Annotated in this window: 18 protein-coding genes, 1 tRNA gene, 1 other RNA gene and 2 pseudogenes; 11 read left to right on the forward strand and 11 right to left on the reverse strand. The window is 69.3% G+C overall.

The genetic code is table 11. The features are described 5' to 3' along the window. Positions 1-35: 35 nt before the first annotated feature. From AB0F04_RS28745 to ffs, 5 genes are all read right to left on the reverse strand, one after another. Positions 36-1,511 (reverse strand): N,N-dimethylformamidase beta subunit family domain-containing protein, encoded by a 1,476-nt coding sequence (locus tag AB0F04_RS28745; protein ID WP_362046405.1) that lies wholly within the window; start codon positions 1,509-1,511, stop codon positions 36-38. Positions 1,512-1,803: 292 nt separating this feature from the next. Beyond that, the gene (locus AB0F04_RS28750) at positions 1,804-3,768 is read right to left on the reverse strand and encodes a hypothetical protein (RefSeq protein WP_362046763.1); all 1,965 of its coding nucleotides are present in this window, start codon (positions 3,766-3,768) and stop codon (positions 1,804-1,806) included. Positions 3,769-4,224: 456 nt separating this feature from the next. Then, complete coding sequence (gene purD / locus AB0F04_RS28755) at positions 4,225-5,475, reverse strand: phosphoribosylamine--glycine ligase (protein ID WP_351641802.1); 1,251 nt, start codon at positions 5,473-5,475, stop codon at positions 4,225-4,227. Positions 5,476-5,727: 252 nt separating this feature from the next. Beyond that, complete coding sequence (locus tag AB0F04_RS28760; RefSeq protein ID WP_362046408.1) at positions 5,728-8,265, reverse strand: DNA polymerase III subunit gamma and tau; 2,538 nt, start codon at positions 8,263-8,265, stop codon at positions 5,728-5,730. Between the two features lie 127 nt (positions 8,266-8,392). Beyond that, positions 8,393-8,489, reverse strand: an RNA gene (gene ffs / locus AB0F04_RS28765) — signal recognition particle sRNA small type. Between the two features lie 72 nt (positions 8,490-8,561). Here ffs and AB0F04_RS28770 point away from each other — a divergent pair. Beyond that, positions 8,562-8,649: transfer RNA gene (locus tag AB0F04_RS28770), tRNA-Ser, on the forward strand. A gap of 79 nt (positions 8,650-8,728) precedes the next feature. Here the strand turns inward: AB0F04_RS28770 and AB0F04_RS28775 are convergent. Continuing rightward, positions 8,729-9,174 (reverse strand): annotated as a pseudogene (locus AB0F04_RS28775) (tyrosine-type recombinase/integrase); the annotation flags it as partial. A 249-nt stretch (positions 9,175-9,423) separates the two neighbouring features. Between AB0F04_RS28775 and AB0F04_RS28780 the strand changes: the two are divergent. Together AB0F04_RS28780 and AB0F04_RS28785 are read left to right on the forward strand one after the other, a co-directional pair. Then, the gene (locus AB0F04_RS28780; protein WP_362046411.1) at positions 9,424-10,605 is read left to right on the forward strand and encodes a hypothetical protein; all 1,182 of its coding nucleotides are present in this window, start codon (positions 9,424-9,426) and stop codon (positions 10,603-10,605) included. Between the two features lie 1,459 nt (positions 10,606-12,064). Then, a complete protein-coding gene (locus AB0F04_RS28785; RefSeq protein ID WP_362046414.1) occupies positions 12,065-12,598 on the forward strand; it encodes a CbrC family protein in 534 nt (177 codons plus the stop codon). On the opposite strand, the pseudogene AB0F04_RS28790 reads toward AB0F04_RS28785, so the two are convergent. Next, positions 12,595-13,405 (reverse strand): annotated as a pseudogene (locus AB0F04_RS28790) (IS5 family transposase). The gene AB0F04_RS28785 and the pseudogene AB0F04_RS28790 overlap by 4 nt on opposite strands. A 1,155-nt stretch (positions 13,406-14,560) precedes the next feature. On the opposite strand from AB0F04_RS28790, the gene AB0F04_RS28795 reads away from it, so the two are divergent. The 4 genes from AB0F04_RS28795 (at position 14,561) to AB0F04_RS28810 (ending at position 18,468) form a co-directional block, all read left to right on the forward strand. Then, the gene (locus AB0F04_RS28795) at positions 14,561-16,729 is read left to right on the forward strand and encodes a helicase-associated domain-containing protein (RefSeq protein WP_362046417.1); all 2,169 of its coding nucleotides are present in this window, start codon (positions 14,561-14,563) and stop codon (positions 16,727-16,729) included. 73 nt (positions 16,730-16,802) lie between these two features. Further along, entirely contained in the window at positions 16,803-17,699 is an 897-nt protein-coding gene (locus AB0F04_RS28800; RefSeq protein WP_362046419.1) for a phosphorothioated DNA-binding restriction endonuclease, read from the forward strand. 68 nt (positions 17,700-17,767) lie between these two features. After that, entirely contained in the window at positions 17,768-18,046 is a 279-nt protein-coding gene (locus AB0F04_RS28805) for a CopG family transcriptional regulator (RefSeq protein WP_362046422.1), read from the forward strand. Beyond that, complete coding sequence (locus AB0F04_RS28810) at positions 18,043-18,468, forward strand: PIN domain-containing protein (RefSeq protein ID WP_362046425.1); 426 nt, start codon at positions 18,043-18,045, stop codon at positions 18,466-18,468. The genes AB0F04_RS28805 and AB0F04_RS28810 overlap by 4 nt, the downstream gene beginning before the upstream one ends. Before the next feature lie 143 nt (positions 18,469-18,611). On the opposite strand, the gene AB0F04_RS28815 is transcribed toward AB0F04_RS28810, so the two are convergent. The 3 genes from AB0F04_RS28815 to AB0F04_RS28825 are packed head-to-tail and all read right to left on the reverse strand — an operon-like array spanning position 18,612 to position 22,309. After that, a complete protein-coding gene (locus AB0F04_RS28815; RefSeq protein ID WP_362046428.1) occupies positions 18,612-19,556 on the reverse strand; it encodes an EamA family transporter in 945 nt (314 codons plus the stop codon). Between the two features lie 3 nt (positions 19,557-19,559). After that, entirely contained in the window at positions 19,560-20,804 is a 1,245-nt protein-coding gene (locus tag AB0F04_RS28820) for an ATP-grasp domain-containing protein (protein ID WP_362046431.1), read from the reverse strand. Continuing rightward, positions 20,801-22,309 carry an FAD/NAD(P)-binding protein gene (locus AB0F04_RS28825; protein ID WP_362046434.1) on the reverse strand — a complete coding sequence of 503 codons (1,509 nt, stop codon included), beginning with the start codon at positions 22,307-22,309 and terminating at the stop codon, positions 20,801-20,803. Before AB0F04_RS28825 ends, AB0F04_RS28820 begins: the two co-directional genes overlap by 4 nt. 314 nt (positions 22,310-22,623) lie before the next feature. Here AB0F04_RS28825 and AB0F04_RS28830 point away from each other — a divergent pair, with 314 nt between their 5' ends. Genes AB0F04_RS28830 through AB0F04_RS28845 form a run of 4 tightly spaced genes read left to right on the forward strand, consistent with a single transcriptional unit; the run spans position 22,624 to position 25,459 of the window. After that, the gene (locus AB0F04_RS28830) at positions 22,624-23,265 is read left to right on the forward strand and encodes a 2OG-Fe dioxygenase family protein (protein ID WP_362046437.1); all 642 of its coding nucleotides are present in this window, start codon (positions 22,624-22,626) and stop codon (positions 23,263-23,265) included. Next, positions 23,262-24,353: a pyridoxal phosphate-dependent aminotransferase gene (locus AB0F04_RS28835; RefSeq protein ID WP_362046440.1), complete on the forward strand. Its 1,092-nt coding sequence runs from the start codon at positions 23,262-23,264 to the stop codon at positions 24,351-24,353. Before AB0F04_RS28830 ends, AB0F04_RS28835 begins: the two co-directional genes overlap by 4 nt. Positions 24,354-24,369: 16 nt before the next feature. Further along, the gene (locus tag AB0F04_RS28840; RefSeq protein ID WP_362046443.1) at positions 24,370-25,143 is read left to right on the forward strand and encodes an AzlC family ABC transporter permease; all 774 of its coding nucleotides are present in this window, start codon (positions 24,370-24,372) and stop codon (positions 25,141-25,143) included. Then, positions 25,136-25,459 (forward strand): AzlD domain-containing protein, encoded by a 324-nt coding sequence (locus AB0F04_RS28845; RefSeq protein ID WP_362046445.1) that lies wholly within the window; start codon positions 25,136-25,138, stop codon positions 25,457-25,459. Before AB0F04_RS28840 ends, AB0F04_RS28845 begins: the two co-directional genes overlap by 8 nt. A gap of 152 nt (positions 25,460-25,611) precedes the next feature. Here AB0F04_RS28845 and gap read toward each other — a convergent pair whose 3' ends face one another. After that, on the reverse strand, positions 25,612-26,610 hold the full coding sequence (gene gap, locus AB0F04_RS28850; RefSeq protein ID WP_362046447.1) for a type I glyceraldehyde-3-phosphate dehydrogenase: 999 nt from the start codon (positions 26,608-26,610) through the stop codon (positions 25,612-25,614). Positions 26,611-26,669 lie beyond the last annotated feature (59 nt).

The raw sequence follows: 26,669 nt of genomic DNA on the forward strand, positions 1-26,669 counted from the left end.
TTCTCCCGTATGCGAGCTTGATCACGGACAGTGGGTCAGTCGCGTTTGCAGATGCGGTCCAGAAGGTTGGCGGTGGCGCGCTGGACACGGTCGTCGACGTGTCCGGGACGGTCCAGGGCCGGGGACCAGGCGAACGTTCCTGCTGCGAAGACCCAGGCGCCCGAGGGAGCGCGGTACAGGGACGTCTCCTGGTGGCGGGGAGCCCCGTCCTTGTCGGTGTAGGGGGAGTGGGCGAGCAGCACGCGTTCCTCGTGCTCGGGCAGCGCGGTGCGCGGGAAGTACCGGTCGGCCTCGCCGGCCACCAGGTTCTCGATCCCGTCGCCCTCGTGCGCCCCGGTGGCCTCCCACAGCCAGTGCCCGGCGTTGCGCACGATCAGCGGGTGCGGCTCGGGGACGGGCCCGGCGTACTGGATGCCCAGGAGCTGCTGTTCCGCCCGGTCGATCTCCCGCCACAGCACCGGCTTGCCCGGGCCCCGGCGCTTGCGGCAGGTGAGCAGCCGGTCGGGCACGCCGGACGGGGAGGGGCCCAGTTCCACCTGCCAGTACAGGGAGTTGGCGGAGAGGAAGACCAGCGAGGTGCCGGCGTCGCGGGCGAGCTCCACGGTGGTGCGCATGGCGGCCGACCAGTACTCGTCGTGGCCCGGGAAGATCAGACCGCGGTACCGGGTGGGGTCGACGCGGCCCGCGTGCAGGTCACTGGCGTGGGCGTAGGCGACGTCGTAGCCGTAGCGCTCGGCCCAGCGGATGAAGTCGTAGGCGTGGCCGACGTGGAGGGGGAGGCCCGCGCCCGCGTACGGGCGGTCGAAGGAGACCGTCGTGGCCGCCTCGGACTCGCCGAGCAGCCGGCCGTTCTCGTCCCAGGCGTGGTAGAGGCTGGCACCCGTGCGCCCGTCCTCCGGGTAGAGGTTGTACGCCTGCCAGGTGACGTCGGGCAGCACGAGCAGCAGGTCGGCGCTCTGGTCGTGGCGGACGGTGAAGGGGACGTGGGAGCGGTAGCCGTCGACGGTGGTGAGGACGGCGACGTACGCGCCGATGTTCCAGTACGAGGGGATCTGCAGCCGCCAGGACAGCCACCAGTGGTGGCAGGAGACCGTACGGTCCGCGGTGAGCGGGGAGGGCTGGACGATGCCGGACAGCCGCGGGCTCGTGGTGATCTTCGCGGCGCCGTCACCGCCGTAGTGGCCGATGCGGTAGATGTCGACGGCGAACTGCTGCGGCGGGTCGACGGTGATGTGGAAGTCGATGGCCTCGCCGGGCGCCACCGCGCCGGTGGAGGTGAAGCCCTTGATCTGACGGTGGACGTCGTCGGCCGCGCGGGGGCCGCCCGAGCGGCTGCCCTTCTTCGACGGGTGGGGGGCGTCCTGGTCCACGTACCAGGGGATCACCTGGCCCGAGTCGTCGAAGTACGTCACGTTGCCGCGCAGCCAGGGAACGGGGCCCTGCCCGAAGGGATCGGTCACGGCGTGCGCCAGCGCTCCCGACTCCCAGCGGCGGATCTGCTCCGGAACCATGATTGTTTCCCCTCCCCTTTGCCCCCGTGGTGATGCGTGCCGGTGTGGTGCGAGCCGGCGCGGTGTGTGCCGGTGCGCTGTGTGCCGGTGCGGTGTGTGCCAATGCGGTGTCCTGTGGCGCCGGCGGTTCCCGGTGATGTCTGTGGCGCGTGCGACGACTTGTGCTTATGTGCTTGTCGTATGTCGCACGCTCTTGCCCTGCACGCGAACGGTCCCAGCACATCACATAAAGCACGCACTTCGTCACTGTTCGTTTCGAATTGGCCAGAACCGGAAGCAGGGGCTCCGGGGGTCAGCCCAGACGGACCGGCTTCTCCGGGCGTATGCCGAGCTGGGACAGCCAGAGCCGCAGGGGGGTGGCGTCGCCATCCTCGATGAGTGTGAGGACCTTGGGCGCCAGATCGGCCGTGCGCTCGCCGTCGACGAGGAGGGTCGGGCCGTCCAGCCAGTCCAGGCCCGGGGTCGCACCGGCGGTGTCCATCGCGGCGCAGCAGACCATCGCGGTGAGGTGATCGGCGAGCAGCTCTCGGGCGGTGCGCGGCGGCTGGAGGGGGAAGAGGGGCAGGGCCCGGTCGTCCCAGAGGGCGGCGAGGTCGGTGGTGGGGGTGGGGGACGGCGCGGCCGGCGTCGGCGGGGAGGGAGCGGCTTCTTCCCTGGCCAGTTCGGCGCTGAGCCGGGCGGCGAGGGTGGCGCTGGGGGCCGTCGTACCGGAGAGGTCCTCGTCGTCGAGGTGGTCCGCTGTGGCGCCTGGGCCCGGGATGGTGCTCGTGGTGCCGGTGGTGCCGGTGGTGCCGGTGGTGCCGGTGGTGCCGGTGGTGCCCTGGGTGCATTCGGTGCCGGGCTCGGGTGTGCCGGGGGCTTCGGGCGGTGCGGTGTCCGGTCTGGAACCGGCCGGGTGTGCTCCCGGGTGCCCCGTCGGGTCCGCTGTCGGATCCGCCGCGACGCTGCCGGCTCCGGTGGTCCCGGCCGTTCCCGCCGGGCCCGTCTCCGTGAGGTGGTCGAGGACACGGGACAGGGTCGGGGCGTCGGGGGCGGAGGCCGTGGGGCCGGTGGCGGGGCGGACGCCCATCGCGTCCAGGACGCGGTGGAGCCGGGCCGCGTCCAGGCGCCACTTGCGGTCCACGACTTCGTCCGGATATTCGCTCCAGTCCACCGGTGACCAGTCGGGCCCGGGCCCCGCGGGGCCGCCGTGGAAGAGACGGGCGGCGAGGAGGGAGGCGGCTTCGTCGACCGTGCCCGGCTCCTCCAGCAGGTCGCAGGCGGGCCGCTCGCCCAGCCGTGACGCGAAGCCCTCGGCCAGGCGGTCGCGCCGGGACAGCTCCGTGAGCGCGGCGACCACACCGGCGTCCAGCCGGGACGGCCAGCGGCCCATCCGCCAGGCAGGCAGCGCGACCCGGGTGAGCAGCCGGTCCCAGCCCGCGTAGGCCAGCCCCACCTGCTCCTGGGCCACGATCCGCAGCCCGTAATCCACAGCCTGTGCACGCTCCGCGGCCGCGGCCGCCACCCCCCGCTCCATCTCCGCGGCGTGGATGCGGCAGCCGCGCAGCAGAAGCCGGGAGACCCAGCCGACCCCGGCGAGCACCCCCCGCGACAGCGGGTCGCGGCGGGGCGCCGACGCCACGGCCACCGCGGCGTCCAGGCCCCGGACGAAGCGCCGGGCGGCGGCTATGTCGGGGTGGGCCGAGGGCCCCGTACCGGCGATGACCGGAGCGAGGACCGCCCGCAGCTCGCCGACCCGCATCCACCACAGGAACGGGGAGCCGATGACGAGGACCGGCGGGACGGGCTGCCGGCGGTGCGCCTGCTTGCCCGCTCCCGCTATGTCCTGGTGCTCCTCGACCGGCGGCGGGGCCTGGGACGGGTGGGTGCGGTCCTCCAGCCAGCTGTCGCAGTCCGGGGTGAGCGCTATCGCGGAGGGCGCGGGGACGTCGAGGCGGTCGGCGAGGTCGCGCACCATCCGGTACAGGTCGGGGGCCGCCTCCTCGGCGACCGGGACGGTCGGGCTCATGGCGGGCCGGGCCCGGGCGACGACCAGGGCGATCCCGGCCGCGGCGAGCAGCACGAGGGCCGCGGCCGGTGTCAGAACAGCCCGGGCCGCGTCCCAGCCGGGGCCCTCCAGACGGTCACCGGCGGCGCCCGCGAGCAGGATCACGGCGACGGCGGCCGGCAGCAGGGCGACGGCCAGGGCACGACTGCGGATGCGCAGTACGGCCAGTGCGCGTGCCCGCGCGACCTGCGCGCCCGCTTCCACACCCATTCCGGTCACGACCGACCTCACCCCCTCCCCGTTGACCCGATGCTTGCCTTGCTCACTCCCCCACTGTGGCACCCGCCACGGACATCGCAATGCCGATGGGCCAAGTGCCGGAACGCTTGCGCCGCACCCTAGTTGGGGCTCCGCTCCCCGTCAGCCGGATACGGCATCGGTCACTCGATGGAATGGCTTTGGGGAGAGGTGGATGACGGAGAGCGACCATCAGGCCCTCGTCTTCCGCACAGTTCAGGCCACCTTTGCCCAGACGTCCGGCCTCCGCCTTCCCCATACGTCAGGCCACCGCCTTCCCCATACGTCCGGCCTCCGCCTTCCCCATACGTCAGGCCTCCGCCTTCCCCATACGTCAGGCCCCGGATCCTGAGACGGATCCGGGGCCTGTGGGGTTCATCGGCGGCGGGGTTTGCCTGCCGTCGTTCTGCCTGCCGGGCGCGGCGCCGGTTACGCGCCTGCCGCCTTGGCGGCGATGTCGGTGCGGTGCTGGGAGCCGTCGAGGCGGATGCGGCCGACGGCCGTGTAGGCACGGTCGCGGGCCTCGGTGAGGTCCTTGCCGGTGGCCGTCACGGACAGGACGCGGCCGCCCGCGCTGACGACGGCATCGCCCTCCTGCCGGGTGCCGGCGTGCAGCACGTACGCGTGCGGGGCGTCCTGGGCGGCGACCTCGTCCAGACCGGTGATCGGGTCGCCGGTGCGCGGAGTGCCCGGGTAGTTGTGCGAGGCGACGACCACGGTCACGGCCGCGTCGTCGCTCCAGCGCAGAGGCTCCAGGTGGGCGAGGTTGCCGGTGGCGGCCGCCATCAGCAGACCGGCCAGCGGCGTCTTCAGCCGGGCCAGCACGACCTGGGTCTCGGGGTCGCCGAACCGGGCGTTGAACTCGATCACGCGGACGCCCCGGGAGGTGATCGCGAGACCGGCGTAGAGCAGTCCGGAGAACGGGGTGCCGCGCCGCTGCATCTCGTCCACGGTCGGCTGCAGCACGGTCTGCAGCACCTCGTCGACGAGCTTCGGGTCGGCCCACGGCAGCGGGGAGTACGCGCCCATGCCGCCGGTGTTGGGGCCCTCGTCGCCGTCCAGGGCGCGCTTGAAGTCCTGGGCGGGCTGGAGCGGTACGACCGTCTCGCCGTCGGTCACGGCGAACAGGGAGACCTCGGGGCCGTCGAGGTACTCCTCGATGACCACGCGCTCGCAGGCCGCCGCGTGGGCCCGGGCCGCTTCGAGGTCGTCGGTGACGACGACGCCCTTGCCGGCGGCGAGCCCGTCGTCCTTCACGACGTACGGAGCGCCGAAGGCGTCGAGGGCCGTGTCGACCTCTTCCGCCGTCGTGCAGACGTACGACCGGGCCGTGGGCACCTCGGCCGCCGCCATGACGTCCTTCGCGAAGGCCTTGGAGCCTTCGAGCTGCGCGGCCGGGCCGGACGGGCCGAAGACCGGGATGCCCGCATCGCGGACGGCGTCGGCGACACCGGCGACCAGCGGGGCCTCCGGGCCGACGACCACGAGCTCGGCGCCGAGGCGGGTGGCCAGCGCGGTGACGGCGGCGCCGTCCAGGGCGTCGACCTGGTGCAGCTCGGCGACCTCGGCGATGCCGGCGTTGCCGGGCGCGCAGTGCAGCGCGGTGACGTCGGGGTCGTGGGACAGGGAGTGGCACAGGGCGTGTTCGCGGGCGCCGCTGCCGATGACGAGGACCTTCACGGGGGTCAGCCTAACGGGAGACGCCGGCTGCTCCTTGTGCGGGCTTCCGAAGGAGAGGGAGATCTTGAGCTGGAGGTTCCTCCAAGTCTTGGCCCGGCTTCAGGCCCGGCTTCCGTGGCGAGAGGGCTTAGTGGAGCCGGGCTGCTCGTTCGCAGAACCCGAGGCCGGGCGGCCGTTCGGAGAACCTCACCCCGGGCGTTCGTGGACCCCTGGGCTGTTCGTTCGTGCCGGGCGGTTCGTCCTGAGCCCGGGCTATTCGTTCGTGAACTCCTCGACGACCGTCGCCCCCAGTTCGCGGACGATCAGCTCCTGGCCCGAGAGGGCCGACTCGTCGAGGTCGGGGTCGTCGTCCTCGGGGATGTCCTCCTCGACGGAGACGTGACGCGGCCGCGGAGCGGACGGCGGGGCGAAGGAGGCGGCCGGAGCGGAGGCCGGGGCGGAGGGCGCGGCGGGAGTGGGGCCACTCGGCTGCTGGGCCGGAGCGGCCGCGGGGGCCGACGGGGCTGGGCGCTGGGCCGTGGCCGTCCCGCCGCCCGCGTTGTAGCCGCCGCCGGAGCCGTAGCCCCCACCGCCGGAGGCGGGGCCGCCGGCTGAGGTGTGGCTGCCGCCGCCCGTGCCGGGACCGCCGGCGGTGTGGCCGCCACCGCCGCCGAATCCGGAAGGGCCGCCCGGAGCCGGGGGCGCGGAGCCGCCCGACGGGTCGACGATCGCCTCGATCTTCCACTGGACGTTGAACTGCTCGCCCAGCGCCTGCCGCAGCACGTCCTCGCTGCCGCTGCTCAGGAAGTTGTCCCGCGCGCCCGCATTGACGAAGCCGAGCTGCAGGGTCGTGCCGTCGAAGCCTGCCACCTGGGCGTTCTGACTGAGCAGGATCCAGGTGAAGCGCCGGCGGTTCTTGACCGCCTCCAGGATGTTCGGCCAGAGCATGCGGGGGTCGAGGCCGCCGCCGCCCGTGGGAGCGGGACCGGAGGCGGGGGCCGGTGCCGGAACCGGGGGCTGCGCCGCCGGTGGGCTGCTGGAAGCGGGGGCGCTCGTCGGCGGGGTGTTCGCCGGTGGGGCGCTTGGCGGTGGGGTGCTCGAGGCGGGGGCGCCCGGGGCTGCCGTGGGCCAGCCGCCGGGGCGACGGGCGCCGCTTCCGGCGGAGGCGGCGGTGGGCCAGGCACCGGGGGCGGACGGGGCCGGGGCCGGGGCCGACTGGGCGGGTCCCGCGGGAGCGGAGGCGGCCGGGGATTCTGCGGGGGTCCGGGCGGTGTCCGGCACGCCGGGGGCGGAGGGCCCGCCCTGGGGGCCGGGAGCGGACGCCTCGGCCGGGGGCGTGCCCGGTGCCGACGGCGGCGTCCCCTGGCCGGCCGCCGAAGAGCCGGGGCCGGCCGCGGGGCCGGGGCCGGTCACAGCCGCCGCAGGGTCGCTCCCACCGAAACCACCACCACCGCCGTTGCCCGGTGCTCCGGACGCACGGACCGCCGCACGAGCCGCGGCCGGGCCACCGCCCGGGGGCACCGGAGCGCCCCCGCCCATCTGGGCCGGAGCCGCGCCGCCCCCGTGAGCCGCAGCGGTCGCCGCTCCCCCGTGGCCCTCCGGCTCGGGTGCGTATCCCATGGCGGGCATGCCGGCGGGGCCCGCGGAGTAGTTCACACCGCGCTCGATCCGGTCGAGGCGGGCCATGACGGAGCGCTCGTCGCCGTAGGCGGCGGGGAGCAGGACGCGGGCACAGATCAGTTCGAGCTGGAGGCGGGGCGAGTTGGCGCCGCGCATCTCGGTCAGGCCCTCGTTGACGAGGTCGGCCGCACGGCTCAGCTCCGCGGGGCCGAAGGTGCCGGCCTGGGCCTGCATGCGCTCGATCACATCGGCGGGGGCGTCGATCAGCCCCTTCTCCGCCGCGTCCGGGACGGCGGCGAGGATCACCAGGTCGCGCAGCCGCTCCAGGAGGTCGGCGACGAAGCGGCGGGGATCGTTCCCGCCCTCGATCACGCGGTCGACGACCTCGAAGGCCGCGGCTCCGTCTCCGGTGGCGAACGCCTCGACGACGGAGTCGAGGAGGGAGCCGTCGGTGTATCCCAGCAGGGCGGTGGCCATGGCGTACGTCACACCGTCCGCCGCGGCGCCGGCGAGGAGCTGGTCCATGACCGACATGGAGTCACGCACGGACCCGCCGCCCGCCCGCACGACGAGCGGCAGCACACCGTCCTCGACGGGGATGGTCTCCTTCTGGCAGACCTGGCCGAGGTACTCCCGCAGGGTGCCCGGGGGGACGAGCCGGAAGGGGTAGTGGTGGGTCCGGGACCGGATCGTCCCGATGACCTTCTCGGGCTCGGTGGTCGCGAAGATGAACTTCAGATGCTCCGGCGGCTCCTCGACGACCTTCAGCAGGGCGTTGAAGCCGGCCGACGTGACCATGTGGGCCTCGTCGATGATGTAGATCTTGTACCGGCTGCGGGCCGGACCGAAGAAGGCCTTCTCACGCAGGTCACGGGCGTCGTCCACGCCTCCGTGGGAAGCGGCGTCGATCTCGATGACGTCGATGGAGCCGGGGCCGTTGCGGGCGAGGTCCTGACAGGACTGGCACTCACCGCACGGCGTGGGCGTGGGCCCCTGCTCGCAGTTCAGACACCGGGCCAGGATCCGCGCGCTGGTCGTCTTGCCACAGCCGCGCGGCCCGCTGAACAGGTACGCGTGGTTGACCCGGTTGTTCCGCAGCGCCTGCTGCAGCGGGTCGGTGACATGCTCCTGCCCGATGACCTCGGCGAAGGTCTCGGGGCGGTAGCGGCGGTACAGAGCGAGAGACGACACGCATACGAGGTTATAGGCGCCCGCTGACATCGGGCCCGGCCCGGGACCCGGGCGGGAGATCCAGCCGGGCAAGTCCGTCCAGGAGGTCCCGTCGGGCGGTCCCGTTCCGGGAGGTCCCGTCCCGGAACGCAGACGCCCCCCACGCACCCGCCAGAGCCGACCTACCCTTGCTGCCTTCCGGCCCTGGGGGAGTTCAGTCAGATAGCGCCGCGTGAGGGGCTGCGCCAAGGCTACCTGATGTCTGGGGCAGGGAACGAGTTCGCGAGCACTCCTCTCGGTCATGTAATGTTCCCAGCGGAGGATTCGCCTAGAGGCCTAGGGCGCACGCTTGGAAAGCGTGTTGGGGGCAACCCCTCACGAGTTCGAATCTCGTATCCTCCGCCAGTGCCTCACCGGGCACGATGTCGAAGGGCCCCACCGTTCGCGGTGGGGCCCTTCGACGTTGTCCGTCTAAGTTTCCGTCTCAGTTGGTTTCCGGGAGCTCCCACAGCGCGTCGCCGACTTGCTGCGCGACCTTGCGGAGCATGGTCCCCGTCACATGCATGTACCGAGCGCGCATCCGAGCCGCTCCCCCGGGCTCCCAACCCATGATCGAGTCGATCACGACGTCCGGGACGCCGAGGATCAGGAGCACGGTCGCTGCGGTGTGGCGAGCGTCATGGAGACGGCCGTCCCGCACGCCCGCGTCCCGCAGGAGCCGCTTCCAGATGTTGAAGTCGGTGTTGGGGCTCAGCGGCCGCCGGTCGGCGAGGCGAACACGTAGCCCTTGCCCTCCCACTCGGCACCGGCCGCGATCCGTTCCCGGTCCTGCGTCTCCCGGTGCTGTCGGAGAATCTTGATCAGCGGATCGGGCAGGCCGATGGTGCGCCGCCCGGCGCGGGACTTGGTGGACTTGTGCTCGCGGCGGGTTTACGGAGCCACTTTGGCGCGAGCCTCGCAGATCATGGCCCCAACGTCGTGCTTTACCGGGCAGGTCCACTACCTGCCCGACGCGCCGGAAGCTTACGGGGCCATGATCACTCGCGCCAAAGCAGCGCCACCCCAAAGCCACTCCACCGCCCTCGCAGGGGGTCTTTCCCGCGCCTTCAGTGACCTTGGAGTTGCGGTGGGCAGAAATCAGTAGTAAGCAGGAAGTGAGACTCAGTGAGGTGTGGAAAAATGTCTCAAGAACTCGCCAAGGACTTCCTTGAATGTCTCCAGAAGGACATGTATGCGGCGGCAGGAATAGCACCTCAGAAAGTGGATGACATACTAACATCCGACCTGAAAGAGAGAGTATTTAGACCTATCCTTCAGGGTAAAGGAATGACGGATGATCGAAGAGTGGACGAGCTATTCCTGCAATATAAAGAAGAATTGAGCTCAGCCTCGCTCACGAGCTACGAGGATCCACTACGTCACGCCATCGTTCAAGGACTAGAACAACGTATCCAAAAAGCCGCATCAGGGCTTCTATCACACCCCCCTGAGTTTCCAATCGTGGGGACAGTTCCCACGGGGGACGTAAACGCGATTACAGTTGCCGTCCCAGGTAGCAATCAGTGCGTAATCCTGATCCAGGATCAACTATTCAACTATGCACTCTTGTTCAGCAAAATCCTGGCCATGTCTTTCCCGCACATCGACGATCCCGACAAAAATGGATTCCTGTCCTTCTCTGCAGACCTTTCGGAGGTAATCGCCAATATCGAAAATAACCCTTACATTACTCAGCGTTTTAGGGAGTTGATCTTCGCGTATCTAACAGAGGGGCGTCCAGATCGAGCTCCAGCCTACATACTGGAACAGCCCTACATGTCGATGGCCCAAATTCTTTACAACTCGATGGAACTTTTCGTGATGGGCCATGAATATGGTCACATAATCGCCGGGCATCTAGGCGGCATTGATCGCTACGCAGCCGCTCTAGGCTCGAAAGAGTTTCAAATCGTTACCCGCAATTGGAAGCAGGAACACGAGGCTGATGCACTAGGGATGCGGCTGGCAATAACGGCCAATCAGGAGGAAGGTTTGGATATCCCCATGAGCTTTTGGGGTGCCGACTTCTTCTTCAATTGTGCGGAAGTTGTCGAGAAAGGACTATCAGTTATCGAGACGGGCCAAGAAGGAAACGTTAAAATGGGCTCGCATCCACCCCCTAATCGGCGCCGCAAGGTGATACGTGCAATCTTGAGGCAAGAATCTAATTCGGCTACTGCCGCAATCCAGCTTGCCGACATTATGGACTCCATTACAAGATATCTCTGGGAGTCTACGAAGCCACTTCTCGTGAAGTTGCACAAGCGCCACCTCGGCGTTTCCCAGATTTGGCTGGAGGCTCCACCGCACCGACAGCGCTGACGCTAAATCACTTCGGGCATCGCTCGACCACTGCCATCAGGGCGATTTTCTGAGTATCAATTATGACTGTCTTGCTACCTTTAGTTAGCCTTACCTGTTTCCCATTGATGTCGGCGATCTTTCCGCAATGCATGCCACCTTCACGCAATTCGACTCTCGCGAGAGAGGATGTTTTCGAAGGGCTCGTGTACCACGTTATCGCGGTTGCAGCCACCAGGAAAGCGAGTGTTGCAAAGGACAGTATTATCGCCCAACGCAATTGCTTAACAGAGTTGACAGTGCGCCGGTGCTGGTAGTTCACATGCTCCGCGAGATTTCCTTCTATAACGCGCTTCCGAGGCAAGCCATATGCCGAGAGCATCCCCATGAGTACCCCAGTAGCCGCAGTCACCAAGGCGGCCAATAACAGAAGGCCAACTACTACCTGCTGAGTTGCTGGGAGTTGTGAAACGCTACTTCTCCCCTTAACCACACTCACCGTCGTGACCAGTGCGATAAGACCAGCTAGCCCGTCCCGCCATTTCCCTGCTTGGCTACGAACGTTTTCGAGCTCCGTGTCACGCAGTTGTTGAGTTCGTTCAGCGAGCGCTCTACTAGCCGCCGATCCCGGAGGTCCAGGCGATACACGCACTACCACGACTATTCTCCCCACTCCACATGCAGGGTCCATGAGGCCCCGCAGCCGCGTTTCCCTTCGGGTGCATCGGAGTGCAAGTCACCGCATCCGCAAATCACCTCAACGTCGCGTTCACGGACCCTTGCCGCAGCCTGCCTCATGACTTCCGTGAGATTTCCAGATAGCCGAGAGTTCAACGACTGCTGCATTCCGAGATAACTAATTATTGGCTCCACATGTGCGGTGAGATGGCCACACCTTGGGCAGGATCCCGTGATCAGGATTGCGGCAGGCTCGGATTCGTTTGGCTGCAAAGTGACTTCAGAAGCGGCAGCCGCAACAGTGTTCCATGAGGGGCTACTGGATGACTGGTATTGGATAGGCTGCGTCATCTTTCTCTCCCACGATGAATTGAACGCAGCGAGACTGCCCACCATTTTCTTCCCAAATCCATGCTAACTCAATTAAGCCTCACGTGCATTTCGACGTTGCCGCTTTTTTCCTGGGGCTGTCTTCCTGCGGAGTCGCGATTTGCAGCCCCCGCCATGCTTCGGGCCATCCAACAACCGCGGCTCAATGCCGTGGGAGTAGGACCCGTTGACATCCCCATCTGACATCAACGACGACAGGCGCAAGCGGCCAGGGGCGTCCCCCGATGACGGCTGGCTGGCTGGCTGGCTGACTGCCCAGCTCAGCGCCTCGGCTCGAACTCCTAACAAGCTGTCTCAATTGGCTGGCCACGAGGAGTCCGACGCCGCGCTTGATCAGGGACCCGCTCGCGGACAGACTGCTCTCCATGGGATCAGTAGGCATGGCCGCCAGGAAACAGATCGGGAACCGGCGATGAGTGCCAGCCTGCCCTTCTTCCGCTATCACCCCGATCCCCTCGCCAGCGGGTCCATCCGCGCGGCCGCTGAGACGTGCGCCTGTTGCAAACGCAACAGGGGATGGATCTACACGGCCACCTTCTACACCGCACATGAGGTCAACGGACGCTTCTGCCCGTGGTGTATCGCAGACGGAAGCGCTTCCGAACGCTTCGCGGGTGAGTTCAATGACTCCTACGGGCTCGACGGCGTCAGCGAGGACGTCTTGCACGAGGTCACCCGCCGCACCCCTGGCTTCCACGCCTGGCAGGACCCGCACTGGCTCGTCCACTGTAAGGAAGCGGCCGCCTTCGTGGGCGAAGTCGGATACACCGAGCTGGCGGCGCATCCCGAAGCCCTCGACCAGCTACGGACCGACATGCGCCTCGACGGCTGGCACGACGCAAACCAGCTTGAGCACTTCCTGACCCACCTGGGCGGCGGAGCGACCGCCATGCTCTTCCGCTGCACCGTCTGCGGCACCCATCTCGCCTACGCCGACGCATCCTAGAAGCCGTCTGTTTGGGCGAGTCGTCGGTAGCAGATGAGGGTGCAGGCGATGCTGGTGAAGGCCAGGAAGTGGCTCGTCTTGCGTTCGTAGCGCCGGTGCAGACGTCGGCATCCGGCAAGCCAGGCCATAGTGCGTTCGATGGTCCAACGGTGCCGACCCAGCCGCTGACTGGAGTCTGTGCCCTTGCGTGCGATCCGGGGCGTGATCCCGCGACTGCGTAACCATCGTCGCAAGTGGTCGTAGTCGTAGCCCTTGTCGCCGTGGAGCTTGCCGGGCCTGCGTCGCCGTCGACCACGCCGGGACCGGATCGGCGGTATTCCCTGCACCAGCGGGATGAGGGCCTGGCTGTCGTGCGTGTTCGCGCCGAAATGCCGACGGACAGGGGCAGACCGGTCCGTTCGGTAACCAAGTGGATCTTCGAGCCGTACTTGCCCCGGTCTACAGGATTCGGGCCTGTCAGGCCCCCCTTTTCAGGGCTCGCATGTTCACGGAGTCGATCGCGCAGCGGGACCAGTCCAACTCACCGCGGGCACCGAGCTCGTCGAGGACCAGACGATGGAGCTTCGCCCACACCCTGGCCTTCGACCACTCCGTGAAGCGCCGGTGAGCTGTCGCTCCCGACGGCCCGAACGAGGCGGACGGCAACTGTTGCCAGGTGCAGCCCGAGGTGGCCACGAATACGATCGCAGCCAGCACCTCGCGGTCACCATGCCGACGCCGGCCTCCGCCCTGCGGACGAGTCGGCGTCTCCGGCACCACCCGCTGGAACAACTCCCACAGCTCATCGGGCACCAGCCGCTCAATGATCCCCACCGCAGCAACCTATCGAACACGCCAAATGAGATGGCCTGTAAAGGCGGTGCTCTGAGAAGAAGCCGCGCCGCACTCGGCGCGTGCGGTGGCTGTCATCATCTTTGGATGGCAGGCAGGGAGCTACCGGCAGGTTGGACGTTGGAGGAGATCCGCAAGGTCTCCGGCGACCGGGAACCCACACCTCTCGACACTGATCACGTCGTGTTGGGCTGGCCAGCACATGGCGAGTAGCTCCACTCCGAGGTCGTCTTGGGATTCCGCGGACTCTGTCTGGTGAAAGCCGTCAACGACGACGACTAGTACATGGGCAGCCTGAACGACGACGGCAGCGTCACCTGCTGGAGCGCCTACGGCGACCTCTACGAGGCACTTGGCGGCCTGCAGCCCGACGACACCTGGACCAGCTGGACGGCAACGCCCGTCTCAGATTCCGTCTCGTTCAGCGCCGTTCGCGGCCGTTCAGACGAGACCCGAAGCCGTCCCAGCGCCGACGCCCAGCCGCCTATGAACCCAGGTGAACGCCCCCGCACACAGCCCGTCACCCCACCAACACAGTTGGAAAGCGTGTTGGGGGCAACCCCTCACGAGTTCGAATCTCGTATCCTCCGCAGCCGCCTGAACAGGCGAAACGAGAACCCCGGACCGCTCAGCGGCCGGGGTTCTCGGCATGCTCTGGTCTCAGTTCTGCTTTCATTGACTTCCGACATGCGGAACTTTTCACCGCCTCGCTTCGCCGCTGACGGGTCGACCGACAGGGCAGCGCCTTCACTCACAAGCGGCTTCCTGCCGCCGCAGGACGCGGGTGTCCCCCGCCGTGCGCCATTCTGGAGCGTGTGCAGGACCGGTTCCGGTTCGAAGAGCAACGGCGTCGTCTTGGTGAGGTGCCCCATCGGCAAGCCCAGCGGATCAACTCTGGCCTCGTGGCTGAGTGGTCTGGAAGTCGGTCGACTTGAGCGAGTCCTGGCGGCTCGCCCGGATGCGGTGTCCGCGCCGGAGCCACGATCGTTCGGCGAACTCGCGGACCGCTTTCAGCGCCCGGCGTCGGTGGCACCGGTGCTTGCGGAGCTCGCGCTGCCACAGCTGCAGGTGGCTGAGGCGCTGGCGGCCTTGGGACCCGTTCCACGTGCCGCTTTGGCCGACCTGTTGGACGTGACCGAAACGGAGACCGATCGCAGGCTGGACACGGCCCTGGAGACACTGGCCGATCACGCACTCGTCTGGCCGGACGGCCAAGGGCTGCTCCACATGGCGGCGCCGTTGCGGCAGGCGTGGGATTCGCCGTTGGGGCTGGACGCGCCGCTCGCCCGGCTACTGGCGGACACGACCTCCGAGGAACTGCGGCGCATGCTGGTGGCCCTGGGCATCCCAGCTCCCGGCACCACCAGGAAAGATCGGCTGGCCACGCTGCTGGAACACCACAGTGATCCGGAGCGGGTGGCCGCGGTGGTCGCTTCAGCGCCTGCGGCCACTCGGGAACTGCTTGAGCGGCGAGCCCGTCACCAGCGTGAACCGAAGCAGGAACAGACAGAGTTCTTCATGCTCGGGGCCCCACGGGCCGACTCCGAACCGGGTGCACGGTGGGCGCTGGAGCGAGGACTGCTGGTCCAGGACCGGCACTCCGGGTACGGGCCCGCACGCATGCCGGCCGAGGTGACGCTCGCGCTGCGAGGGGCCGACTGGCACGCCCCGTTCGAGCCGTTCCCGCCCATCGTGCAGACGGTGTCCGTCACCGAGGCGGAGGTGGATCGGGAGGCGGCGGCAGCAGCGTCGGCGTTCGCCGCCCACGCCGCCGCGGTTCTGGCGGCGTGCGCCGCGTCTCCGCCGGCCCGTCTGAAGTCCGGCGGGGTCGGGGCGCGTGAGCTGTCCCGGATCGGCAAGGCCGCACAGTGCGACGACATCGTCGTACGCCTCGTCCTGGAGACGGCGTACGACGCCGGGCTGCTGGCCCGGGACGGTGACCGGGTCGCGGCGACGGAAGGCTACGACGCCTGGGCGGAGCGGGAACCGGCGGAGCAGCTCACCACCCTTCTCCAGGCGTGGCGGACGCTGCCGCTGACCCCTACCCAGGCCCGCGACGAGGACGGCAAGGCGCTGCCGGCACTCGCCGGAACACCACGCTGTGGCGGCTGTGTGCAGGCACGGGACGGGCTTCTCGCCGCGGCGGTGGCGCTCCCGGCGGACCAGGGGGTGCGGAGCCCCGTGGAACTGGGGCCGCTCGTCGCCTGGCACCGTCCGTTCGCCCATCAACTCCTGCAGGACGCCACGCCCTTCGCCTCCGTGGTCCGCGAAGCAGAACTGCTCGGTGTGATTGCCCGCGGCTCACTCTCCCGCATCGGTGACGCCTTGCAGGCCGATGACGGCGAAGCACTGGCCGCGGCCAGTCGGCGGCTGCTGCCGACGGCCACCAGCACGGCCCGCTTCGGCGCGGACCTCACCGCCGTCGTCACGGGCACACCGTCAGCCCGCCTGGCCGCCCGGCTGGACGCCGTTGCAGACCGGGAGGCCGTCGGCACGGCATCCGTGTGGCGGTTCAGCCCGGGCACCATCCGCCGCGCCCTGGACATCGGCCGTACGCCCGACGCCATCACCGCCGACCTGGCCGACGTCGCCGTCGGCGCCCTCCCCCAGCCACTGTCGTATCTGATCCATGACACCGCGCGCGTTCACGGCCGTGTGCGCATCGCCCCCGCGGCCTGCGTGATCCACGGCGAGGAACCCGCCCTTCTCGCCGAACTCGCCGCCCACCGCAAGCTCGCCGAGCTCGGGCTGCGGCAGCTGGCACCGACCGTGCTGGTCTGCCGGACTCCGCTCGACAAGACTCTCGCCGCGCTCCGGGCCGCCGGCTACGCCCCCGTCGCCGAGAAAGCCGACGGAACCGTACGCGTGGAGAAGACCCGGCGCCGACGTGCCTCCGCCCCGACTCCGACCCCACTCCCAGGCCAGCGACGGCGGTCTGTGCCGACCCAGACCCCGGTGTACGTCGGCCTGAGCGCCCTGGCCGCCAGGCTGCGGGACGCCCCGCCGACGCTTCCGGATCCCGATCCGTTCGGCACCGGGGTCCCCTACGGCACGGACACCGAGGAGATCATCGCCGGGTACGCGAAGAACCTGACGTACAGCGATGTCCGCCAGCTCGCCCACGCCGTCGACGCCGGCACGGCCATCACGGTCGAGTACGTCGCCGCCTCGGGCAACCGGACCGTGCGTACCCTCAGCGAGCTCGAGCTCGACCCGCCCCATCTGTATGCCTGGTGCCATCTGCGCGCAGACGATCGGGTCTTCACCCTCTCCCGCATCCTCGGCGTCATGCCCGCGTAGCCCTCGACACGGCCCATTGGCCCACCCCGTGCACGGATCATTGTTCGACCAGCCGCCACTACGATCGCCGGTCATGGACTGGGTCGAGCGCACCGCGCAGCTGAGGCAGTGGACGAGGAGTGGGGTGCGGGCTCCGCACAAGCCGTTGCTGTTCCTGTACGCGCTCAGCCGGTTCCAGCAGGACGCCGACGGCGAGCTGCGGTACAGCGCGGTGGAGCAGGACCTGCGGCGGCTGCTCGCCGAGTACGGGCCCGGTAACCGGACGACGCCCGCTTATCCGTTCCATCACCTGGTGAGTGACGGAGTGTGGGAGGTGCGCACCGAGCGCGGGACGGGTAGCCCCGGAACCGGGGTCAGGGAGCTGCGGGCGACCGGGGCCGCCGGGCGGCTGACGCCGGAGCTGCGGTCGGCGCTGCGGCGGGAGCCTTCCCTGCTCGGCCGGATGACTCGGGTGCTGCTCGATCTGAACTTCCCGCCCTCCCTCCACGGTGAGTTGTGCGAAGCCGTCGGCCTGGAGCTGGAGGAGGCCGAGACCGGACGGCTCTCAGCCGCGTGCAGGCAGCGGGACCGGCGGATGCGGGAGATGGTCCTGACGGCCTACGAGTACCAGTGCGCCTTCTGCGGGTACGACGGCAGGATCGGCGCGGTGCCAGTCGGGCTGGAGGCCGCCCATGTGCGCTGGTGGGCGTTCGACGGACCGGATGACATCGACAACGGGCTGTGCCTTTGCTCGCTGCACCACAAGCTCCTCGACAAGGGCGTTCTCGGCATCGGCGACGGTCACCGCATCCTGGTCTCGCAGAGCTTCGTCGGCCGCAGTACCGCCGCCCGCGAGCACGTCATCACGCTCGCCGGCCGTCCGGTCACAGGTCCCCAGCCGGGCGTCCGCCCCATCGCCGCCGCCCACCGCTCCTGGCACACCAGCCAGGTCTTCCACGGCAGCCCACGCCACGCCGCCACGACCGTCTGATCGCCGGTCCCGGCGGTCACAGGAAACGCACTGGTAAGGAGCGCGATACCAAGAGTATGGTCTCTTGTATGGCGACGAAGAAGGTGACGGTGACGATTCCCGAGGATCTCCTGGACGAGATCCGCGCGGAGGCGGCGGAGCGGGGGCTGTCGGCGTACGTCGCCGAGGCACTGCGCTTCAAGCGCGACCGGGACCGGCTGCGGGAACTGGCCGACTGGCTGCAGGAGGAGCACGGCTCCCTCACCGAGGAGGAGCGCACGGCAGCGTTCGAGGAGCTGGAGGATCTCGACGCCGAGCACGAACGCCGTCGCACCGCCGGAACGCACGGCGCGGGAGAGGCCGCGTGAAGAAGCCGGCCGGTGAGCCGGGGCAGCGACCACTGCGTGTCTTCGTACTCGACTGCGAAGCCTTGTCCCTGGCCGTGCGCGGCGACCGCAAGATGATCGCATGGCTCGACCTCGCGGCCGGAGGTGAAGCCGAGGTGGTGACATCTCCGATGACGCTGATCGAGGCGTTCGACGGCAGAACCACCGAGCAACGCTGGGACTGGGTGCTCTCGCGGCTCAAAGTCGCCGACATCGGAAAGGACGAGGCCCGCCAGGCCCGCCGTTTGCTGGCAGATGCCAAGCTGCATGGCCACAGGTACGCGATCGACGCGGTGCTCGCCGTCATCGCGCGCCAGCAGAAGGGGCAGGTCACCGTCTTCACCTCGGACGTGGACGACCTGGAGAAGCTCGTTCCGGAGTCGATCGTCGTCAAGAAGGTGTGACCCGGCACTCCGGTCTCACTTCTGGTCTCATTCACCCCCGTCCGGAGCCGTTCATCAACCGTCCGACTCTCTCTGTGATCGTGCCGGGCAGCTCGGTCGTCTCCATGCGGCCGGGCCCCTCCCGGCTGGCAGGGAGCCCGCCGCTACGCCCGTACCGAGCTGTCGGTGGTTTCCTCGTCGAGGCGGCCGCTGCCCGGGCCGGGGTCGTGCGGCTTCCCGGTGGGCCGTGCGGTCCCGAGCGCGGTCCACGTGGCCGCGACGACGAGGCAACCGACGCATGCGAAGGTCAGACCGTCGAAGCCGCCGTGGAAGGCGGTCTCCGCAAGGTAGGTGAGACCCGGCACGGTGGTCAGCAGGACCATGGCGAGCATGGGATCCGTGCGCTGGATGCCGAACTGCAGGAGGAAGAGCGGCACCGTGACGGCGGTCAGCCCGGTGATGAGGACTACGGGAAGCTCCGCGAGCCAGCGGGGTCCCGGTCCTCCCTCGACAGCCAGCAGTGCTCCGCCTGCCAGGTAGGTCAGGTGGAAGCGGTGTGCCGTGGTGCGTATCGGGTCGACGCCACGACGGCCGAGCTCGGCGGAGATGACGGCGAGGGCGGAGGCGCCGAAGCCGGCGACGACTACCAGGATCACGCCGAGGAGCAGACCGTCCCCCGATGTCGCACCGTCGCCGAGCGAGACCGCTACGGCTGCCCCCGGCACGATCAGGGCAGCGGAGGCCAGCCACCCCTTGGCGGTGGCCCGGCGGCCGTACCCGGCGAGCCCGAGCAGCGCCACCGCGAGCGGCCCGACCGCCGCCTCCACGCCACTGGCCAGCGCGGACGGGATCCACGCCAGGGAGACGTAGAAGCCGAGGAACGTGACGGCGGTGACCACGTTCATGGCGAGGAGCGGTCCGGCGGCCGGCTGCTGCTCTCCGCGGTCGATACGACGGCGGACCAGATGGACGACGTTGAAGATCAGGGCCGCCAGGGCGAACCCGGAGCAGGTCAGGTAGAGGCTGCCGGAGGTGTCGTACCGGCCGGAGAGCCACCCGTAGGCGGCTGCCTGAAGCAGGACGGCACCGATGATGCACAGGATGGGCACGGTTCAGCTCTCGGTGTCGGGGTCCGCCAGCCGGAACATGCCGCCGGAGTCCTCGATGTCGTGGAGGGTGGCAAGACTGTGCTGGAGCAGTTCGGCGTCCTCGTGCACGAAGAAGGCGATACCGCAGGCGCCCGTGGTCAGATAGCGGTCCCGTACGGGTTCGCCGATGATCGGGAGCCTGGCGATGCTGTGGAAGCCGGGCAGTCGGCGCATGGTGCGCAGTCCGTCCATGGCGAGCAGCAGTCCGTCCCGGTGAGGTCGCAGGAACACCTTGGCGACGGTACGGGCCGGGCCGTGCGGCAACTCGAAACGCTTGGTGAATTCCTCGGGGCGCAGGAGGCTTTCGGCGGTGAGGTGCTGGTGGCTGTAGCCGTAGCCGGCCTGGTAGGCGTCGGGGGCCAGGCACGGCCCCATGACCCGGGAGTTCACCTCGACCAGGCGGGGGCCCTCGTCGGTGAGCATGACCTCGGTGTGGGCCGCCCCCTCCCTGATGCCCAGCGCGTCGAGGCAGCGCAGAACGTAGTCGACGAGTTCCTGTTCAGCTGCGGTGAAGCCGGAGCGGGAGATGATGTGGCGAAGCATCGGAGCACCGTCCACGTAATCGATGCGCTCCGCGTAGACCTCGGCGAGCAGATGCCTGCCGCCGGCGCTGACCGTGTTGACGATGTACTGAGTGCCTCGCAGGAACTCCTGCACCAGGTAACCGTCGTTGACCTCGCCCATGAGGTTGACCTGACCGGTGTGCGCACGGAACAGCTCCATGGCGCGCTCCCGGTTCTCCACGATCAGGCAGCCCTCGCTGCCGGCGCTGTTGACCGGTTTCACGACCAGCGGGAAGGAGGCCCGGCTGTCCAGGGCCGCGGACAGTTCCCGTTCGCTGTGGACCAGGACGGTCCGGGCGTGGGGGAGACCTGCCGCCGCGAGAGCCCGGGCCATCTCGTGCTTGTCCCGCCGGGCCGCGCGCAGCCGGTGGTCGTGGTGGGGCAGGCCGAGTTCCTGGGACAGTTCGTCGGCCAGGGTGACTCCGTACTCGCTGGCGGCTGTCACGGTGCGCACCCCGAGCGCCGCCAGGTGGCGGACGGTCTCGGGCAGGGAGGTGTGCCGGTAGGACGTGCCGTGCCGGGCCGCGAGGCTCTCCGCCACGGGCGACAGCCCGTCGGTGTAGATGTGCAGGCATTCCGCGCCCTCCTCCCACAAGGCGTCGGCCAGCGCCGAGCCGCTGGAGACGGGGTTGACGAGTGCGATCACGAGGACGTCCTTCCGGAGCCGGCGGTAAGGGGAGGGGAGAGTTGTGCGGCGACGGTCGCGGCGTGCTGGGCCGAGGCGCGGAGGTAGTTGACGATGGGGTAGCGGGAGCCGGCACAGGCGCCGAGCGCCCAGATCCGCTCGGCCGGGCCGCTGGCGACAAGACGCAGCCGGAGATCGTTGCCGATGTCCGGGGCGGGTCCGTCCCCGGAGCCGATCCGCAGTCCGCCGTCGGTCACCGAGAGACGGGGCGCCCGGAATCCCGTGGCGGCGACGACATGGCTGAACCGCTCCACCCGGCCTTCGGGCAACCGCACCTGCCAGCCGTCGGCGGCGGGACGTATCTCCTCGGGGGTCCAGGGGGCCACGGTCAGTTGTCCCCTGTCCAGGAAGGACAGGAGCCGCTGGGCGTTGGACAGCGGGATGGCCGAGATGTAGCGGCTGATGAGCCGCTTGCAACGAAGGAGAAGCGCATCGCGCTGCTCTGGATCCCAGTCGCGCACGTGGGTGTTGAGGCCGTCGATGAGTTCGGCGATCACGTCCTGCCAGGGGATGGTCCGGTCCCGGGCGAGCCGGGTCTCGAGGCGGAGCAGTTCCTCGGCGAGTCCTGTCACCCGGGCGCGCGGTGCGGCGCCCGGAGCGGCACCGCCGTGGACCGCCTTCAGCAGCAGCCGGGCGATCCGGGTGTCCAGTGCGGGGTCCTGCGGGTCCAGGGAGTTCCAGTCGGCCTCGCTCAACCGGGTCACGGGCATCCGGCGCAGGCGGGTGCGGACGGCGGGGAGCACGGCCGAGGGCGAGGCCAGGGTGATCCGCCGGCCCCTCTCCCGGCACAGGATCAGCGCGGTGTCGATCGCGGAGAGTTTGCTGCCGAGGACGAGCACCCGGGCGTCCCCGGGGAGCCGGCGCAGCCGTTCGGTGGGGTAGGGGGAATCGACCAGCCTGGGGTGGCCGTCGAACGGCCGGAGGGCGGCCGGCAGGACGAGTTCGTCGGCGCCGAGGCAGAGGGCGACGTCCGTGCCGGTCACGGTGTCCCCGGCGCGGAGAGCCACTCGGTAGCCGTGCCCGTCCGGCGCCGGCGTCACTCCGGTGGCGTGCCCGGCGATACGCCTGACCTCCACACCACGGGCCCGCAGCTGCCGCAGGGCCCGCGACAGGCGCTCCCGGCAGTACTGCCCGACCAGGGAACGCGGTACGAAGTCGTCCGGGCCGACGGAGTGCCCTCGCGCCGCCAGGTAGTCCAGGAAGTCCGACGTGCCCTGCGCCTTGAGCGAGGTGACGTCCACCGAGGTGTTGCAGAGCAGGGCGGGGTCGGTGACGCCGAAGGCCGTTCCCAGTCCGGCCGTTCCCGGCGCGACGAGATCGACACAGTCGAGACCCGGCGCACGCGCAATATGCATCAAAAGGCTCGAGGAGGTCGCTCCCGCGCCGATGACAACCATTTTTCTGCGCACAGAGATTCTTTTCCCGTACAGCCGCGAAGGCGATTCCAGTCCCGGATCGGCGCCCATGCGGATCGCCGCGGGCAACCATTGGAACAACGCTCGCAATGACGCGTCAAATTGCAAATCGCACTTTCGTGAGGCCGCTCACACCTCCACCGCGGGCATACCCGGCCAGGGCGCGCAGGAGATGCCGGAACGTCCAGAATGTAACCCTGTTTTCTCGCCAAAAGCAGGCGTGAATCGATCGTCCACAGATTGAGACCGCATGAGCACACAGCGGATAGGTGTTGTTAGCATCCAGTTCCGGGCCGCAAAGGCTTGACCATGCCGCAGCGAGACCCCGCCGATTCAAGAACCGCACGTCAAAGGAGTGCGCCACCTTGCGTTACCGTGTTTCTTCCGCCGTCTCTCATATATCCGAAGAATTACTGGACAGTTACACCGCGCTCCCCGCAGACGAGCATCTCCGCGCCGATCACGGATTCCGCTTCCGCGCCTTCGGTGAGGCGGATGTGAAGGGGGATCTCTTGCGCTGGGAAGAGGATTCCACTTTCTTCCAGGGCGACGACATCAACGATTACGCCGGTGGCGTCCGCCGGAAGTTCGCTCCGCTCGGTGCAGCAGCCCGCGCGTTCGCCGAGCGCTTCGTGGTCTCCCGCGTCACGCGCGAGATCGTCGACGCCGAGGAGTTCCGCATCGGATGTCACCAGATCCGCATCACCGCCGCCGGCGAGCGGCCCGGGCTGCCCGCCCCGGAGGGGTTCCACCAGGACGGCTTCGACTACGTGGCCGTCACCTGCGTCGCCACGGAGAACGTGAGCGGTGGCATCTCCCTGGTCCGGGAGAACACCCCGGACGGTGAGCACCTGGTCGAGCGGACCATGCCCGCCGGAGAAACGCTCTTCCTCGCCGACCGTGAAGTGCAGCACTACGTCAGCCCCATCACCCCGAAGGTCCCGGGCCTCGCCGCCCACCGGGACGTATTCGTCATCACCTTCTCGCTCGGGGAGACCACACGATGAGCATCGCGACCTACACCATCCAGGACTGGCTGTTCGACCGCGCCCAGGGCCGCTTCGAGATCGACCTGGCCGAGAGCGGAGTCCAGTACCAGCTGCTGTCCGACCTGCCGCTGGAGCCCGGCTGGGACCTGGACTACAGCCTGGATCGCGGCACCCCCGAGCTGCGTGGCCGTATCGCCGCCCTGTACGCCGAGACCGACGTCCCGCCGGACGCCGACCACTCGGCTGTGATCGTCACCCATGGCGCGCAGGAGGCCCTCTACCTGCTCTACCGCTCCACGCTGGCCGCGGGCGACCATGTGATCACCACGGCTCCGGGCTGGCAGCAAGCCTGGGAAGTGCCGGCCCACATCGGATGCGAGGTGAGTGTCCTCGACTGGCGCCCCGGCTCCCCCTTCGACGCCGGTGCCCTGGCCTCGGCCGTGCGCCCGAACACCCGGATGCTCATTCTCAACAGCCCGGGCAACCCGTCCGGCCAAACGCTCACCGGCACCGAGTGGGACGCCGTCCTGCGGATCGCGGGCTCCCACGACCTGCTGGTGGTGAACGACGAGGAGTACCTCCTCGACTTCGGCGCTTCGGTGGTCCGTCGACACCCGCGCGCGGTCTCGGTGTCCGGATTGTCGAAGGTCTACGGCATGCCCGCACTGCGGGTGGGCTGGGCCCGCGGACCTGAGGACGTCATCGAGCGGATGGTGAACTACAAGCGGTACACCACCGTCTCCAACTCCGTGGTGTGGGAGCGAGCGGCGGCCCGGGTCATCGCCGACCGGGACCGGCACATCGCCCGCTACCGCTCGCTGGTCGCGCCCGGCCTGCAGCAGCTGGAGACGTTCGCCCGGGAGCACGCGTCGCACCTGGAGCTGGTCGGTCCGCAGGGAACCCCCTTCGCCTGGGTGCGGTTCACCTCGGTTCCCGTCTCCTCGCAGCAGTTCGCCGAGCAGCTCCTCGACCAGCAGCGCACCCTCGTCATGCCGGCCGAGGTCTTCGGCGCGGAGAACGGAATCCGGATCAGTTACGCCCGTCCCGCCGACGTACTCGCGGAAGGGCTGCGCCGCGTCTCGGCGCAGCTCGCCGCGGTGGTGTGAGCCCCGAGGAGGCAACGTGTCCACGGACACCACAGGCCGGGGCTCCGGCGCCGGTGCACCCACCGGCACCCCGGACACTCCAAGAGCGGGGACCGGCGGCGGCTTCCGGGAGGACGCCGCCGTGGCCGCACGGCTCACCGTCCCCGTGGCGATGGGCTACCTGCCGCTGGGAGCGGCGTTCGGCATCCTCCTCGTCAGCCAGGGACTTCCCTGGTTCTGGGCGCCGACCACCGCCCTGGTGGTGTTCGCCGGATCACTGGAGTTCCTCGCGGTATCGATGATGACCTCCGGCCTGGGACTGGCCGCCATCGCGATGACCACGTTCCTGGTCAACTTCCGGCACGTCTTCTACGGGCTCTCCTTCCCCCTGCAGCTCCTGCGGGGCCCGGTGCAGCGCGGTTACGGCATCTTCGCCCTCACCGACGAGACCTACTCGCTCCTCGCCGCCAACCCCGACGAAGAGCTCAACGGCCGCCGTATCACCCTGATCCAGCTCTTCAGCCACGGCTACTGGGTCGTGGGCAGCCTCACCGGCGCCCTCGCCTCCACAGCGCTGCCGGACGACATCAAGGGTGTGGAGTTCGCGCTGACCGCGCTGTTTACCGTGCTCGCCTGGGACCACGCCCGCAAGCGCAGCAACCTGCGCCCGGTCCTCCACGGCCTCGCCTCCGCGGTCGTGGCGGCAGTGGTCGGCGGCGAGCAGTTCCTGACCACCGCCGTGGCAGCCTTCCTCCTGCTGCTGGTCGGCGACTACCTGATCACTGTGAGGGCGAAGTCCGCACATGCCTGACACCAGCTATCTCCTCATGGCCATCCTGGTGATGGCAGCGGTCACCTTCGCCCTGCGCGCCGCACCGTTCGTGCTGCTCCGCACGTACACCGGCTCCCCGCTCCTGGACTACCTCCGGGTCTCCCTGCCCCCGGGAATCATGGTGATCCTGGTCGCCTACAGCCTCCACGGCGTCGACTTCACCGAGGCCCCCTACGGCCTCCCGGCCCTGATCGGAACCGCGGTCTGCGCAGGCGTCTACCACTGGCGCCGCAGTCCTCTCCCGGCCATCGTCCTCGGCACCGGCACGAACATGGCGCTGCTGCACCTGTTGTGACCCGCCCGTCTCCGGCGTGCTCGGTGCCGGGAATCGCCCTGCCCTCGGCCGTTCACCGGTACCGGTCATCGCGTCCACCGGTGCCGTACGGCCACACGGCCGACCGGAACAGCACCAGCACGGCCGGCGACCGTGGCCGGACGACGACTGCCTCAGCTGCCCGCGAGGAGTTCCAGCGTGTCGATCACGCGGTTCGAGAAGCCCCACTCGTTGTCGTACCAGGCGACCACCTTGACGTGGCGGCCGTCGACGCGGGTGAGGGCCGAGTCGAAGATCGACGAGGCCGGGTTGCCGGTGATGTCGGACGACACGAGCGGGTCCTCCGAGTACTCCAGGACGCCGGCGAGCGGGCCCTCGGCCGCGGTGCGGTAGGCCGCCAGCACGTCCTCGCGCGTCACGTCGCGGGCCACGGTCGTGTTGAGTTCGACGATCGAGCCCACCGGGACCGGCACGCGGATCGAGTCGCCCGACAGCTTGCCGTCGAGGTTCGGCAGCACCAGGCCGATCGCCTTGGCGGCGCCGGTCGTGGTCGGCACGATGTTGACGCCGGCGGCGCGGGCGCGGCGGGCGTCGCGGTGCGGGCCGTCCTGCAGGTTCTGCTCCTGCGTGTAGGCGTGCACCGTCGTCATGAAGCCGTGCTCGATGCCCGCCAGATCGTCGAGCACCTTGGCCAGCGGCGCGAGCGCGTTGGTGGTGCAGGAGGCGTTCGAGACGATCGTGTGCAGGGCGGGGTCGTAGGCGTCGGTGTTGACCCCGAACGCGAGGGTGACGTCGGCGCCGTCCGACGGGGCGCTGACGAGCACCTTCTTCGCGCCGGCGTCGAGGTGGGCGCGGGCGGCCTTGGCCGAGGTGAAGCGGCCGGTGGCCTCCAGGACGAGCTCGACGCCGAGCTCGGCCCACGGAAGCCGCGCGGGATCGCGCTCGGCCGTCACCCTGATCCGGCGGCCGTCGACGACGAGGGTGTCCCCGTCGACGGTCACCGGGCGACCGAGCCGCCCCGCCGTCGAGTCGTAGGCGAGCAGCCGGGCGAGGGTGGCGGGCTCCGTGAGGTCGTTGACCGCGACGACCTCGAGGTCGCTGTCGCGTTCGAGCAGGGCGCGCAGCACATTGCGTCCGATGCGGCCGAATCCGTTGATCGCGATGCGCGTCATGAGTGGTGTGTCCCTTCGGTCTCTCCGGTTCGCCACCAGCGTCGCGTCCGGTGCCGGCG

This window comes from Streptomyces sp. NPDC029041 (assembly GCF_040637515.1).
GTDB lineage: Bacteria > Actinomycetota > Actinomycetes > Streptomycetales > Streptomycetaceae > Streptomyces.